13 protein-coding genes and 2 pseudogenes are annotated in these 14,385 nt (G+C 58.4%); 3 read left to right on the top strand and 12 right to left on the bottom strand.

The window, feature by feature from the left end; translation table 11 throughout:
- Positions 1–50 precede the first annotated feature (50 nt).
- Positions 51–308 (top strand): YjhX family toxin, encoded by a 258-nt coding sequence (locus Tal182_RS10305; protein WP_085859365.1) that lies wholly within the window; start codon positions 51–53, stop codon positions 306–308.
- A gap of 93 nt (positions 309–401) precedes the next feature.
- On the opposite strand, the pseudogene Tal182_RS31660 reads toward Tal182_RS10305, so the two are convergent.
- A pseudogene (locus tag Tal182_RS31660) lies at positions 402–640 on the bottom strand (transposase); the annotation flags it as partial.
- 7 nt (positions 641–647) lie between these two features.
- On the opposite strand from Tal182_RS31660, the pseudogene Tal182_RS10300 reads away from it, so the two are divergent.
- A pseudogene (locus Tal182_RS10300) lies at positions 648–1,181 on the top strand (cytochrome-c peroxidase); the annotation flags it as partial.
- Between the two features lie 18 nt (positions 1,182–1,199).
- Here the strand turns inward: Tal182_RS10300 and Tal182_RS10295 are convergent.
- The 9 genes from Tal182_RS10295 to Tal182_RS10260 all read right to left on the bottom strand — a co-directional run bounded on the left by Tal182_RS10295 (position 1,200) and on the right by Tal182_RS10260 (position 13,245).
- Positions 1,200–2,148 (bottom strand): IS630 family transposase gene (locus Tal182_RS10295; protein ID WP_094299093.1). Its coding sequence is split into 2 segments (ribosomal slippage): positions 1,200–1,811 and positions 1,813–2,148, totalling 948 coding nucleotides; the frame shifts between segments, so codons are not numbered across the junction.
- Between the two features lie 35 nt (positions 2,149–2,183).
- Positions 2,184–2,456, bottom strand: coding sequence for a hypothetical protein (locus Tal182_RS31655; protein ID WP_125461473.1), 273 nt, complete (start codon positions 2,454–2,456; stop codon positions 2,184–2,186).
- 49 nt (positions 2,457–2,505) lie between these two features.
- Positions 2,506–2,967 (bottom strand): hypothetical protein, encoded by a 462-nt coding sequence (locus Tal182_RS10290; RefSeq protein WP_085859364.1) that lies wholly within the window; start codon positions 2,965–2,967, stop codon positions 2,506–2,508.
- The gene (locus Tal182_RS10285) at positions 2,968–9,153 is read right to left on the bottom strand and encodes an RHS repeat-associated core domain-containing protein (protein ID WP_085859363.1); all 6,186 of its coding nucleotides are present in this window, start codon (positions 9,151–9,153) and stop codon (positions 2,968–2,970) included. It lies immediately after the preceding gene.
- A 702-nt stretch (positions 9,154–9,855) separates the two neighbouring features.
- The gene (locus Tal182_RS10280) at positions 9,856–10,131 is read right to left on the bottom strand and encodes a hypothetical protein (protein ID WP_085859362.1); all 276 of its coding nucleotides are present in this window, start codon (positions 10,129–10,131) and stop codon (positions 9,856–9,858) included.
- A gap of 26 nt (positions 10,132–10,157) precedes the next feature.
- Entirely contained in the window at positions 10,158–10,652 is a 495-nt protein-coding gene (locus Tal182_RS10275) for a GNAT family N-acetyltransferase (protein ID WP_085859361.1), read from the bottom strand.
- Positions 10,643–12,124 carry an Asp-tRNA(Asn)/Glu-tRNA(Gln) amidotransferase subunit GatA gene (gene gatA, locus Tal182_RS10270; protein WP_064810211.1) on the bottom strand — a complete coding sequence of 494 codons (1,482 nt, stop codon included), beginning with the start codon at positions 12,122–12,124 and terminating at the stop codon, positions 10,643–10,645. Before gatA ends, Tal182_RS10275 begins: the two co-directional genes overlap by 10 nt.
- 59 nt (positions 12,125–12,183) lie before the next feature.
- A complete protein-coding gene (gene gatC, locus Tal182_RS10265) occupies positions 12,184–12,471 on the bottom strand; it encodes an Asp-tRNA(Asn)/Glu-tRNA(Gln) amidotransferase subunit GatC (RefSeq protein ID WP_011425142.1) in 288 nt (95 codons plus the stop codon).
- 69 nt (positions 12,472–12,540) lie between these two features.
- Positions 12,541–13,245: a metal-dependent hydrolase gene (locus Tal182_RS10260; RefSeq protein WP_085859360.1), complete on the bottom strand. Its 705-nt coding sequence runs from the start codon at positions 13,243–13,245 to the stop codon at positions 12,541–12,543.
- Positions 13,246–13,358: 113 nt separating this feature from the next.
- Between Tal182_RS10260 and ruvX the strand changes: the two genes are divergently transcribed.
- On the top strand, positions 13,359–13,853 hold the full coding sequence (gene ruvX / locus Tal182_RS10255; RefSeq protein ID WP_064802172.1) for a Holliday junction resolvase RuvX: 495 nt from the start codon (positions 13,359–13,361) through the stop codon (positions 13,851–13,853).
- On the opposite strand, the gene Tal182_RS10250 is transcribed toward ruvX, so the two are convergent.
- Both Tal182_RS10250 and Tal182_RS32210 read right to left on the bottom strand, forming a co-directional pair.
- Positions 13,790–14,122, bottom strand: coding sequence for a DUF6105 family protein (locus Tal182_RS10250; RefSeq protein WP_085859359.1), 333 nt, complete (start codon positions 14,120–14,122; stop codon positions 13,790–13,792). The two genes, ruvX and Tal182_RS10250, sit on opposite strands and share 64 nt — an antisense overlap.
- On the bottom strand, positions 14,119–14,292 hold the full coding sequence (locus Tal182_RS32210; protein WP_164517783.1) for a hypothetical protein: 174 nt from the start codon (positions 14,290–14,292) through the stop codon (positions 14,119–14,121). Before Tal182_RS32210 ends, Tal182_RS10250 begins: the two co-directional genes overlap by 4 nt.
- Positions 14,293–14,385: the final 93 nt, after the last annotated feature.

Raw genomic sequence — 14,385 nt, 5'->3', positions numbered from 1 at the left:
CGCCAGATCGTTTTTGTGCGCGCCTACGGCGCGATACCGGATCTCACAATATGGACATTTCCCGCACGGAGCAGCGCATCCTGCATCTCATGGCCCAAGGTGGCCGCATCGAAATTATCCGCGACGACAACAGAAAGATTGAGAACGTCAGTTGCTTCACCCGCGAAGGCTGGCTCTATGCCGGCGTCGACCTCGATCTCTTCCGCAGACTGAAGCGGCTGAAGGCAATCAAGTCTTCGGGCGGCCAACCCTACCGGATTACCGAACGAGGGTTGAGATTGGTCAGGTCGCAGTTGGATAATAGATAGGTTTGGCGACTAACCCTGATCGTGCCTACGGCGCGGTCAGGCTTTGCAATTCCGCTCGCATTGCCCAGGCACTAGGCTGTGGTGACAAGTTAGCTATTTGAGCCAAAGCATGATGCTTGCCAGATCATGAAGCCGATGAAATCGGCTGCAAAGCTCGTCCTAGCGGGTGGCGAGGCGTCGCCAGTGTTTGAGTTTGGCGAAGAAACTCTCAATGCCCAGCGCTGCTTGTACGCGGTGCGATTGTAGGCATGCTGATGCTTGCGATGGCGTCGCGGCTAGGCGCGGTCGGCGAGCACCTGTTTGGCTGGCAGTCCCCGAACGAGGTCGCAAGCCCTAAAAGCCTTTCTCGCCGGCAAGGCGACGCTGACCGCGCAGGAGTTGCGCGGACCCCAACTTTCGAGGATCCTGCAAAGAGCAATTGTCGAGCTGCCATCTGAGCCTCCCCGCAGATGACGAAGAGCCGCCACTCTGTTCCGATTTCGGTTTCCTCACGCTCGCAGCACCGCGTAACATGGCAATCCCGGCTAATGCCGATCCTGACTATAACGATCTCGGCCTCTGCAGCCCTCAGCGTACCGATCTCGCCAACCACAGCGAATATTGTGGCCTGTTCCGCACGCCGACGCTGCGCAATGTCGCTCTGAAGAAAAGCTTCCTCCATAACGGCTATTTCCACACGCTTCGCGACGTAGTCGCCTTCTATGCCACCCGCGACAGCGATTCCGGCTGCTGCATCCGAAAAACACGGGATGGGACGATCCGTCTATGACGACCACCGGGCGAACGCGCCTGCTCTCACCGAATCGGCGATATCGTCGCTTTCCTGGGACGCTGACCGATGCAAACTTGCAAACGGAGGCGATCGGGCGTTGAAGCAATCGCTAGAGCGTTTCAGGTTTTCACGGAAGCATATCCGGCATTGGCGAAGTAGTTGCTGCATTCGTTGGGCTCGATGGTTGTGACGAGGTGTCCGATATGGCGCCAAGTGTCATCGATCGTTCTCTTCTGAGCCAAGCGCATCCAGTGCTTGATTTTGGCGAAGGCCTGTTCGATCGGATTGAGGTCGGGAGAGTATGGCGGTAGGTACCAGAGTCGCGCACCAGCGTTGCGGATCATCTGACGGATGGCGACCGACTTGTGGGAGCCAAGATTATCCATCACGACGATGTCGCCGGGTTCGAGCACCGACAGGAGTTGCTGTTCGACATAGGCTCGGAAGCATTCGCCATTGATGGGTCCATCGAAGACACAAGGTGCGGCAAGCCGATCGTAGCGCAACGCGCCCAGGAAAGTCAGGGTGCGCCAATGGCCATGCGGGGCGAAGCCGCGCAGGCGTTTGCCCTTCGGCCCCCAGCCCCGAAGCGGCGCCATGTTGGTCTTGATCCAGGTTTCATCGATGAAGACCAGCCGCCTAGGATCGAGACCGGTCTGCCAGGACCGCCAGCGTTGTCGTCGCCGCGCGATGTCGGCACGTCCCTGTTCAAGGGCGAACAGTGTTTTTTTTGAACCGCAGCCCCTCGCGCCGCAGGAATTGCCATACGGTGTCGTGGGATACCTTCACCCCTCGTGCGGCCAATTCTTCCTTCAATCCGTGCAGTGATAGATGCGGCGTCTGGTTAATTCGCTCGGCGATAAACGCCCGGTACGGCTCAAGAACACGCTTGCGGTGACCGCCCATCTTCCCAGGCGCCACAGATCCGCTCGAGCGGTAGCGCTGAGACCACTTCACCGCTGAAGACACCGCAATACCGAACCGCACCGCCACCGACCGGCAGCTCTCGCCCGCTTCGATGGCATCAACAACACGCTTGCGAAGATCATTTGAAAGAGGTCGAGTCATCCGATGCTGGCCTCCATTCCAGCCAGCATCTTGAATCACAAAACAGCCAAAAACGGAATCCCTTCCGATTCAGCTAAAATCGGAAGCGCTCTAGATGGGCTGAAGTTTACAACCACCCCCGCTCTATCGGAGCCACCGCGACGGCTTTTCCTTGCCGCGTGCTCGACCAGCGTAGAGGCGATCAGCGCCACCTCCTCGTCATGGGGGTTTGAGATCGACACTGTTCGTTGCAACGGCTTCGCCCGACATCGGGAGTTTTGGCGATACCAGATATCGCGGGTGAAGTCGCCGCCGCTTGTGGCTTCCACGTCCAGTTCCTACCGCCATCGTTTGATCGCAGATGGATGAAAGCCTATTTCAGGTCGAATCTGTTTCAGGCGTCCAACCAGATTCAAGTCGCTCGACCAACAACGTATCGTTCCATACCCCCCGAATCGGCAGTTGACGCTGTTCAGCAGATAAATGCCCGACCCGCCATTCCTTCTCACCATCCCACAGCCACCACACACCCACCTTCCGCGTAGCCGGATCTACAACACCGGCCCGGAACGTCGGGAATTTCGTGGCATCAGACGGGAGCGCCATGTTGCCAACAATTGATACAATTCCTCGATCAATCGCTGCGCTTAGCGGAAAGAAACACATAAACATTGGCCGGCTGCTTACCAAATTGACAAAACTGTCGGGTCGAGCATCAAAGAATTTTCCAAACACCCGAAGCAACGCACCAAATTGCTTATGCTTGTGCGCGTAATGTGCGTAAGCCAGTCCTTTCGCGGTGTTGATCTCGACAATATCGCCGATTTTCAGCTTCGCCATTTAGTACCCCGGATACCCAACTTGTTTCAACAGATCGGCTCCGCGTTGCGTTGCTCCAGCATATGCTGGGTTTAATTTTGCGATGCTGTTAATCACGTTCATCAATCCGCCATTTTTGGCCAAACCGTACTTCTCAATAAGAACTTGCTCAACAGCCTTGGCATCTATCCTAGAAAGGTTACTCAGCCCTGGGATCGCGTCAATGGCTATACCTTTGGAACTCAAATGCTCGGCGGCCCGCCGCTCCAGGTTGTTTGTGATGCCGACGTACTTCACCTCCCCAGCCAAATTTACCGCACGATAGACAAGATTTTCACCGGCTTTAAGCGCCAGCTTTTCGGCAACCTTACCTTCTGGCCCACCAACTAATGTAATGAGTGTAAGAACGCCGGCACCTACCTTTAACGCACTCCTGTTGCGTATTCCATCATAGATCGCTGGCAGACCTGTTTCGTCCGCAGCTCTTTTCGAGACTTTCATTGTTGCTGCGTTCACGTCTTTCGCGGCCCGGTCAGCCAGCACTTGATCACTTTGCCGACTGTGAGGATTTTGGCCATAAAGGCTGCCAATGAAATCGCTGAAGAAGCCCGTTGTGGTCGTTCCACTAAGCTGACCCCATTGATGCCCATTGCGATCGCTTTTATTAACGGGATCATTTTCGGAGTAGCTGTAGCGGTTGGTGCCCACCCCTTGCTGTGTCGGGTCCCAGTCATCCGGTGAGATAAACCGCCCGAATGCCGGATCGTAGTATCTGGCATTGAGATACATCAGCCCGGTTTCGGGATCGAAGCGTTCGCCGATATAGCTCTTCTTCGTCTGGAAGCTGGTGTTGGTGGCCTCGCCATAGGCGGCATAGCCGGTCTGCTCGACAGGGATGCCGCTTTCGTCGGTCACCTGCCGCACCGAGGCCAGATGATCGCGATGCAGGAAGAACTTGTCCTGTACCGTGCTGCCATCGGTGACGACGATCTTGGCGTCGGGATGCGGATAAAGCGTGTAGATATCCGTGCCCGGCGTCGTCCGGTCGATCTCGACATTGGCGTCGGGATAGAGAATGGTGCCGAAGGCCCAGCTCTTCTTCACCCGCGCGCCATCCGGTCCGTAAGACAGCGTCACCGTGGCGCCGTTCTGGGTCACCGTCGACAGCCGGTTGGCGCCGTCCCAGGCAAGCGTGCGGGTTCCGTCCGAGATCATGTTGCCGTTGGCGTCATAGTCGATCGCCTTGGCGCCGATCTGCGTTGCCGCATGCGGACGGATCGCCGTTGGCGCCGGATAGGTATAGGCGCCGATCCGGCTGCGCGACAGAAGGTTGTGATTGGTGTCGTAGCTGTAGGTCTCGTCGAGGCTGTTGTCGCCGCCGTTGTCGGCGCCGGTCAGACGAGAGAGATCGTCATAGCTGTAGGTCCAGTTGTCGTTGGCCGTCAGCCCGGTGATCGTCTTGATGCGGCCTAGTTTGTCGCGGCCGTACTGATTGTCCATCAGCACCGTCGTGCTCTTCGCTGTTGTCACCCGGTCCAGCCAGCGCCGCATCGGCGAATAGCTGAAGCTGGTCGTCACGCCATTGATGTAGGTGATCGATGTCGTCTGGCCGTCGGCCTCGTAGCTGGTCGCATCGATCAGCCCGGGAATGCTCGAAAGCAGATCGGCCTCGTTATAGAGCCAGGGCGTGGTCGCCTCACCGACGGCGACGGTCGTCGGCAAATAGCTCATCGCCGTCGTCTTGCCGCTCGGTCCATGCTCGACCGTGGTCGTGTTCGTCACCCCGTCGATCGTCGTGCTGGTGATGCTCTTGTCGCCGGCGCCGTTATAGAAGCGGCTGTAGGTCACCGTCGCATTGGCATTCTCGGCCTTGGTCAGCATGCCGGCGTTGTGGGACTGGCCGCTGGCGGCGGGCTCGTCATAGCTGTTCTCAGCCAGCAGTGTCGGCACCGTCGCACCCGGCTCGGTCACCTCCTTGCGGAGGACCCGGCCCATCTGGTCGTAGGCCATCGTCGTTACCGCGCCGCGGGCATCCGTCTGGCGGATCAGCCGGCCGGCATCGTCATATTCATAGGACCAGTTGCCGAGATCCGGATCGCTTGCCGTCAACCGGTTGCCGAGCAGATCGTAGCTGTAGCTCCATTGCGCGCCCTTGGGATCGCGCACACCCAGCAGACGGCCGAGCGGATCGTAGCTGCGGTTCTCCGTGACCCAGTTCGCGCCGAGCTGCGACTGCAGGGCAATGACATTGCCGTCAGCGTCGGTATAGCTGCGATGCGGATGGTTCTCCTCGTCGGTCATGACCGTCAGCGACACCGGCAGCCTGGTGACGTCGGCAACGAGTGCCGACTGCGCCGCATACTGATAGAGCCTCTGGCTGGTGTCGGGATTGACCGTCTTGATCACCCGGTCCTGCCAGTCGTAGCTGTTGGTCGTCCACTGCGGCGTCTCGGTGGCGGCGTTGAACCGCACAAGCGAGGTCTGCTTCACGTTTCCGCGGGCATCATAGACCGTGTCGGTGATGCGAGTCGGGCCGGTGGCCGACGCTCCGGGTGTCTCCACCCGCCAGGGCCGGCCGAGACCGTCATAATAGGTGCGGCTGAACACCTCGCCCGAGCCGTTGGTCCTTGGCGAAGAGGTCACCACCGCCTGCGTCGTCGGGTTGCCCTCGTTCTCATAGCGGGTGTTGAGGTAATTGCCCGATCCGGCATTCACATAGCCAGAGGGCCGGCAATAGGCGTCATAGGTGAAGGTCTCGACGACGCCGTTCCAGTCGGTCTTCGTGGCCGGCAGACCGCAGACGAGATCGTAGGTCGTCGAGCTGACGAAGTGGCTGTCGCCAGGCAACGTGCCGTTGGCGAAGTAGCGGGGGCTGCGCTCCGCCACCGGATAGAGATGGTAGGTGGCGTCGTAGTCCCATTCGGTGCGGTTGCCGAGCGCATCGGTCTCGGCAATCCGGTTGCCATAGGCATCGTAGCCATAGCTGGTCGGTGACACTCTCGGCGTGCTGCCGGCTTTCATATAGGCGAGCTTCTGTGTCAGATTGCCCTTGACCGATGGCGTCGCAACAGCCGTCGCGTCGTCATAGAGATATTCCTCTTTGCTGCCGATCGGTGAGGCGGCATCGACACCAAGACGAACGGTCTTCGAAGTCGGCAGTGAGACGATGTAAGCGGATGTGTTCGGCGCATAGGTGAACGTCGTCGTCTTCTCGTCGCCCAAAGTGTTCACATTCTCAGTGCCGGCAGCGTCGACCGTGCGGCCGCGATCCTTGATCTCGGTCACGTTGCCATAGGCATCGAAACTGCGGTCCGTGCGCAGGTAGGCCGTCGTGCCCCCCTCTGTCAGCTTCGTCGTTGTCGCAATATTTCTAAACGAATACGGCTTCTTATCGATCTGGAACGAATAGTCCTCGGTAATTTGCAGGGAGTTTCCCTTAGCGTCACTTCTCAACACAACCCAAGGCCGCCCGTAACTTGCACGATCTCTGCGATAAGATGTTTTTACGGTAGGACGAACTGCCTCTCCTGAAGCCGGTGGCAGGGTTTTGACCATAGAGCCAAAAGTATAAAACCTGCGCAGATCGAAGCTATAGAGAGCATCTGAGAAGGCGTAGTCGGTATTGCTTACGTTCCCCTTTCCGTCGTTGGCGCTGATCCTGCTGACAGTATGCATCAGTGGCATATCAGCACCAGGCAGCGCTGACGACGGCTTATAATCGACCGAAACCGTAGCCCCGGTTTCGAGAGTCATGCTGCGCAGAAGGTTGGGATTGCCGGTACCTGAGATGGAGAGCAACACACCGGTCCGCGAATTCAAGAAATCCGGCAAACCGTCGCCGTTGAAATCGCCGGAAATATTAGACCCTGAGATCGCCAACGGAGATTTAACCAACCGGGCACCGGATGGCTCGAACCAAACTCCCCAGGCATAGGTCGTTCTATAAGGATTTGCCTGGGTCGCGCCGTCAGCAACCAGGATGTCGGTCATGCCGTCATTATCGAAATCGCGTAGCAGCGGCGAACCTGAAAATGACGCGTTCTGTATAAACGCTTCGTAGTCGCGTCCTGTCCATAGCCAGATCGATAGACCACTGTATTTCCCATTCGAGAAAGACGTGTTCTGCACCAGATCCGTGGCCCCATCGCCGTTGACGTCGGCGAGAGCACAAACTCTATTGCGGCAATCGATCGACGCATCCCGGATGTTGACCCAGCTGCTGCCGGTATAACTCAGGACCTTCGTAATCGAGGATGCGCCGCCGATGACGGTGCCCTGCCGACCATTCCCGAGCAGGTCGGCGGCCCCCACAATGTATCCACCGCTGCCCCCCAAGAACAAGGAAGTGAATTTGAAAAGTTGATCAACGCCATTCCCATCAGGATCGGCCACGAATGATTGACTCTGAGAAAATGGGTCGGTAGACGGGCTAGAAACGGAAGGCAACGCCGCGCACATTGCGGTGTAGGAGGAAGAGGAGCACCTTCCATCGGATATGGACTGATCCCATGCCGTGCCGACCACGTCATTCAATGTCCGATAACCCGAACTGCTGGTGGTTATTGAACTGTAAGGGATGTCCTTAACACTCGGAAAATATCTTCCGGGATACGCGAGAAGATGAACCGTACTGCCGTAATCTGCTCGAGTGATGCTTCTGGGATAGACTGCACGTCCATCCGATCCAAACGAATTGACTGTCATAGTCCAGGAATACGTGTAGGAAAATCCCGAGCTGTCCTGCTCCTTGATCGCCCTTCTCGTTGCCCGATTTATTAACAGCTCATCCCTGGCGTCCAGATTCATGTCCGTCGTGGCAAATGTCTCGACATTTGTGAATGTTTCATATTTGGAAGGATCACCATTGGTCGGAGGCGCGGTAAGATTTGGCGCATAATCGTAGCTATAGCTTAGATTGTGATAGGCCATCTTGCGGATTGGCTTATGCGTTGGCCCCGAAATAGTGCCATCAGAAGCGATGACGGCGTCGCTGCCGTAGCGTTCGACCTGGACCAACCGGGATCTGTTGGAGAATGGCGCTTGATTGTAGGAAAGCGCATAGGCCACCTTCAACTGGCCATTGACCTCGACCGCAATCGTCTTGATCCGGTTTTTGGTATAGGAGAAACGATGGCCGTTGGCCATGATGATCTGGTCAGGCCGAGCTTCATAGCGGAACCGAATGACGGTATTGCCATATGAAATAGTACCGGGATAGCAGACAAACAGGTCGGGGCACGTGTAAGCATATGCAACCGTATTGCCATTCGTGTCGCTGACGGAAGTGAGCAACCAGCGAGAACTATTATAGAGATCAGACAGCGCCCCCGGAGCAGGGTTTGCATTTGTTATGGCAGTTAGTGACTTGAATGTCAGTCTGATGCCATCGGGATTGGTGACGATCCATTCGTTGGCGGAAGAAGAATCGCGAACGATGCGGCGATTGCTTTCAACCTCGGTGGCATGGGTGCCGCCGGTCGAGCATGACGGGGAAACCGTGTTTGTCCCGCAAGGGACGAGTTCCTCGCCATTCAACAGGTAAATATCACTCGAATTGAATGCCGGCAGACCTTGGCCGATGCTGGCGCGCTCGATCACATCGAAGCCTTTAAGTCCCCAACCATAACCCAGCCAGCCCTGGTAAAGCCCGCCGAGCTTCGTCTTGCGCGACGAGACATACTGAAGCGCGATTTCCGGCTGAATGCCATGAAAGGCCGGGGTTTCGATTCCGATTTCCTCGTTGAACGTGCCGGACCCGGAAACCTCCGGTATCGGCGTCGTCGAACGCGCCGATGTGCCGACAGGCGGCGCATCCGGATCGACCGCCGCTGCAGCGGCAACCGCTGTAGCAGTCGATGTCGCAGCTTTTGCTTTTACGCTGGTGGTCGGCGCTTCGCTTTTGGTCGCATCCTCGGCGGTATCGTCAGCCGGCGCCACACCAGCCTTGCCGAGACCGGTTCGGTCGACCGCCTTGTCGGGCTTAGGAGCCGCCGCTGCAGGATCGGCGCCGGCCTGAGACCTCGGGGGAACATTCTGGGTTTCACCGCCCAGTCCTGAACCTCCATTACCAAGGCCATCGCCGATGGTTTTATCGGCATCGGCAGCAACCGCAGTCCCGATAACAGATTGGTTTATACTCGGCGCAAAGAACAAAGCAAAAGAAACCGCTGCAGCAAAAGCTGCAACGCCAGACGGAAATTTACGCATGAAGCCCCCAGATGAATCACAACGTACTGAAATTTCCGCATTCTAAAGTCGCAATCACTTTCAAATGCAAGTAGTGATCACGTCGAAATGCAAAATAAATGCAACTAACGACAATTGCAGAAGCATCTGAGATCAGTAATCGTCCAACATTCAGCACTCACTTCTGCAACGCTCCGAAAGCCTGTGGATAGCGTGCCGCAACGCGCTCGAATCCTGCAACGCTTGGCATCTCCCTCGCCGTCTCAGACAGGCCGGTCGTTCATCTGATGCAAGGAGCAGTCCGCGCTCTTGCCGAGAGCTGCTCTCCCTTGTCCCCTTCGATACGAACGACAACAACCCTATCTCTGCTGGCTTTGGCGGCCGGCTTGACGCTTGCCCACGCAATCCTTCGATACGAGGGCGCGGAGACCGAACTTCAGCTCGTTGTTCAATGTAACTTCAGCGATAACGGCCTCAAGTAGGACCTGCGTAGGGAAGACACCCAGTTGGCGCAAGAGCTGTTGAACATGCTCATATTCCCGACGGTTGTGGAATCAGCAGCGCGTTGTTTTCTACATCGGCAACAATCGAGCTTTTGACCTCGGCCGGCTCCGCGCTGTAGCCTTCGAGCTCTTGCAGTCAGGTCGGAGCTGGACAAATAGATAGGGTCAGTCGACCAACTCACCCTGACTGCGCCTTAAACCGGCGCGGTCAGGGCAAAGCTCAAGCCTTTGCGGACAATTCCGCCCGCATCGCCGCCCACTCGTCGGCCATCGTGCCCGAGCCGCGCATCTTGCCGGCGCGGCGATACCAGTAGTCGGCATTCCAGTCGTCGCCCTCGATGCGATGGCAGAGAGCGTGGCCCCAGTCGAACGGCTGTTCGCCTTCGTGGCGCTGACAGATATCGTGGACGGCCTGCCAATCGGCGCCCATGGCGAAGCCGCCGGCGGCAAGGCGATCGATTGCCTCGATCAGGCGCACAAGATCATTGCCTGCCATGTAGCCCTCCCAGTTTCAGCTATTGCTCAGCCTAGCTGCTTCTCCAGGTGCACCTTTTCGAGCGGGACGCCCATGCTCCTGGAGAATTCGATACCGTGCCAGATGATGGTGAAACCGCAGCGTTTGTAAAGCCGGATCGCGCCTATGTTCCTGGCATGCGTGTCGATCCGGGCGGTCGTCAGTCCTTCGGCCGCCATCAGCTCGCACAGATGCAACAGCAGAGCCTCGCCCGCACCCTTACCCTGATGATCGGGATGCACCCAGAGATCGGACACATAGTTGGGTTCGCCTTCCCGGGCACCCCAGCCGACGATCTCCGCGTGGAGTTCGGCAACGAAGATCTCACCTTTCGTCTCTCGCGGAAACACGGTGAACTCTTGCCTGACTTTAGCAATCACATCGGGGTCGCGATAACTGTCGTCGAAGGCGTCGGCTGCGGCCCATGCGGCGAAGCCGACGGCGCCGACCGTTTCGTGGTCGGCGGAGGCTATCGTTCGGATCGTGAGACCCGTTACCACCACTTGGCCGGCGTAAACTTGCCGGCGGCCTGCTCGATGACGTAGGCAGTCTTGAAGAGGGTTTCCTCGTCGAAGGCCTTGCCGATCAGCTGCAGGCCGAGCGGCAGGCCCTTGTGGTCGAGTCCGGCGGGCACGGCGATGCCGGGCAGGCCCGCCATGTTGACCGTCACCGTAAAGATGTCGTTCAGATACATCTTCACCGGATCGGCGGCGAGGTTTTCGTCAGCAATGCCGAAGGCGGAGGACGGCGTTGCCGGCGTCAGGATGGCGTCGACGCCGGCATCGAAGGCCAGTTCGAAATCGCGCTTGATCAGCGTGCGGACCTTCTGGGCACGGATGTAATAGGCGTCGTAATAGCCGGCCGACAGCACATAGGTGCCGATCATGATGCGGCGCTTGACTTCCTTGCCGAAGCCGGCGGCGCGCGTCTTTTCGTACATGTCGACGATATCCTTGCCGTCGACGCGCAGGCCGTAGCGCACGCCGTCATAACGCGCGAGATTCGAGGACGCCTCGGCAGGCGCGACGATATAATAGGCCGGAAGCGCATATTTGGTGTGCGGCAGGGAGATATCGACGATTTCGGCGCCGGCATCCTTCAGCCAGGCGATGCCCTGGCGCCAGAGGGTCTCGATCTCCCCGGGCATGCCGTCGACGCGATATTCGTTCGGGATGCCGATCTTCATGCCCTTCAGCGACTGGCCGAGGGCGGCCTCGTAGTCCGGCACGGGCAGATCGACCGAGGTCGTGTCCTTGGCGTCGACGCTTGCCATCGACTTCAAAAGGATGGCGGCATCGCGCACATCGCGGGCGATCGGACCGGCCTGATCGAGCGAGGAGGCGAAGGCCACGGTGCCCCAGCGCGAGCAGCGGCCATAGGTCGGCTTGATGCCGACGGTGCCGGTGAAGGCGGCCGGCTGACGGATCGAGCCGCCCGTATCGGTCGCGGTGGCGCCGGCGCAAAGATGGGCGGCAACCGCAGCTGCCGAGCCGCCGGAGGAGCCGCCCGGGACGAGTTGCTGGTTGGAGCCTTCTGCCCGCCAGGGATTGATCACCGGGCCGTAGTAGGACGTCTCGTTGGACGAGCCCATGGCGAACTCGTCCATGTTCAGCTTGCCGAGCATGACGGCGCCATCATCCCAGAGGTTCTGCGTCACGGTCGATTCGTAACGCGGCTCGAAACCATCGAGAATGTGGCTGCAGGCCTGGGTGTGGACGCCGACGGTGGCGAAGAGATCCTTGATCCCCAGCGGGATGCCTTCGAGCTCGCCCGCCGTGCCGGCTGCAATCCGCTCGTCGGACTTCCTGGCCATGACGCGGGCGAGATCCGGCGTTGTTTTTATGTAGGCGTTCAGCCGCTCATTGGCCGCATCGATCGCCGAAATGTAGGCTTCAGTCAATTCGATTGCGGTGATTTCCTTGGCGCGCAGCTTCTCGCGGGCTTCGGCAATGGTCAGGCTGGTGAGTTCGCTCATCGTGTTTTCGCTTCAGGTCTTGAAAATGGCAACAAGGTCGGAAAGAGGCTTTCGAAGCCTTATTCGACGACTTTCGGAACCAGGAAGAAATTATGGTCGGTGACGGGCGCATTGGCGACGATATCGGCGGCCTTGTTGCCGTCGGTCACCTCGTCGGCCCGCTTCTTCATCGCCATCGGCGTCACCGATGTCATCGCCTCAACGCCATCGACATTGACTTCGGAGAGCTGCTCGACGAAGCCGAGGATGCCGTTCAGCTCACCGACCATGCGATTTGCCTCATCCTCAGAGACGGCAATACGGGCAAGTTTGGCGACGCGCTTCACGGTGGCAAGATCGACGGACATGGCATTCTCCGGATAGGATTTTTCTCACCCGCTATAAAGGCCATGTCCGCCCGGTGCAACGGGGTTTCGTCAGATCGACAGGCTCTCGGCAGGCTTCATCGCCCTCGCCTCAGTCTTCGATCCCTCCATGCCGGCAACGAATTTATCGGCCGTCTGGTCGATGATCGGGAAGGTGCCGTAATGGCAGGGGATCGCGGTCTTGAAGCTGAAATAGCGCTGGCAGGCGAGTGCCGCCACCGCGCCGCCCATGGTGAAGCGGTCGCCGATCGGCACGAAGCCGATATCAGGCTGGTGCAACTCGTTGATCAGCGCCATGTCGGAGAAGATATCGGTGTCGCCCATGGCGAAGATCGAGGCTTCGTCATCGAAATGCAGCATCAGGCCGTTGGCGTTGCCGAGCGCATGCGAGACGCCGTCCTCGGTGATCTGGGCAGAGGAATGCAGCGCATTGGTGAACGTGGCGGAGAAGCCGCCGAACGTGACCGTCCCGCCGGTATTGCCCATCTCGATCCTGTCGACGCCCTTGGAACCGAGCCATGCGGCAAGATCGGCATTCGCAAGAACGACGGCGCCGGTTTCCTTGGCAAGCGCCACGGTATCGCCGACATGGTCGCCATGGCCATGGGTCAGCAGGATATGGGTGATGCCTGCGGACACATCCTTGATGTCCTGGCCGGAAAAGGAGGCGTTATGGCTGAGGAAGGGATCGAGCAGGATCTTCGCCTTTGATGTCTCGATGCGGAAGGCGGAATGGCCAAGCCAGGTGATCTTCATGAAATCTCTCCTTACGTGATGCAAAATCTGATTTCGATGGTAAGGAAATATCTCATGCCCCGGCAAAGGAAAGCGGCGGCGGCTTCAATTTCTTTTGACGGGATGAAACGGCAATGACGGTGCTGACGATCGAGGAAATGGCTGAAACCCTTGCTCCCGGGCAGGCGATCGCCGGGCTCGATCTCGGCACCAAAACGATCGGGCTTTCGATGTCCGATCTTGGCCGGCGCTTCGCCACGCCGCGACCGGTGATCCGCCGCGTCAAGTTCACAATCGATGCGCAGGCGCTGCTGGACTTCGCGACGGCGGAAAAGGTTGCCGGCTTCATCATCGGCCTGCCGATGAATATGGACGGATCGGCGGGGCCGCGCGTACAGGCGACGCGCGCTTTCGTGCGCAACATGGAGCAGAAAACGGTGCTGCCCTTCGTCTATTGGGACGAACGGCTTTCGACGGTCGCGGCCGAACGGACGCTCATCGAAATGGACGTCTCTCGTGCCAAGCGAGCCGAACGGATCGATTCGGCCGCGGCAAGCTTCATCCTTCAGGGGGCCCTCGACAGGCTGTCCTCGCTCGCAAGGTCTGCGGGAGACGAATTCAGCGCCTGACGCGCCTTCCACCAAGCGGCGATCAACTTACGCTTTCTAAAGCCCAGGATGGCGAAGACGACGAGACTGTCCACCGCAATGGCGCGGGCAACGAGCGGCGGAATGGTTTCCGCCGGAATTCCGAGGGCTTCGCCATAAATTTCGAAGGTCAGGTCATGGACCTGCCGTGTCAGCATGAAGATGCCGAAATTCATGTCGTAATAGGAGAGCCAGTACCATGCGCCCAAAAAGACGATAGGACCGGCCCAGAAGACTAGAAACCACTTCATGCGGCTTCTCCTCCCTGCTTGCGGGCAACGGGCAGATCGAGGGAAACCAGCCAGGTCGACAATGCCATGATGCAAAGCACCAGCGCCGGAATTGCAATATCCAGCGCCAGGACTGCGAAGAACATCATTGCCGTCACCAGAATTGCGGCTTTGGCGATCTTGCTTCCCATGGGCGTCAACTCGGGACTCTCACTCGTACCATCTCTGCTCCCCGCCACACTGTCGGGTTAACCAGCCCCACGCAACGTAAACCATTCGTTAAG

Origin of the sequence: Rhizobium sp. TAL182 (assembly GCF_002117725.1) — a bacterium.
Classification (GTDB): Bacteria; Pseudomonadota; Alphaproteobacteria; order Rhizobiales; family Rhizobiaceae; genus Rhizobium; species Rhizobium esperanzae.
The sequence above is the reverse complement of the archived record's forward strand: the minus strand, read 5'-3'. Positions and strand labels throughout refer to the sequence as shown.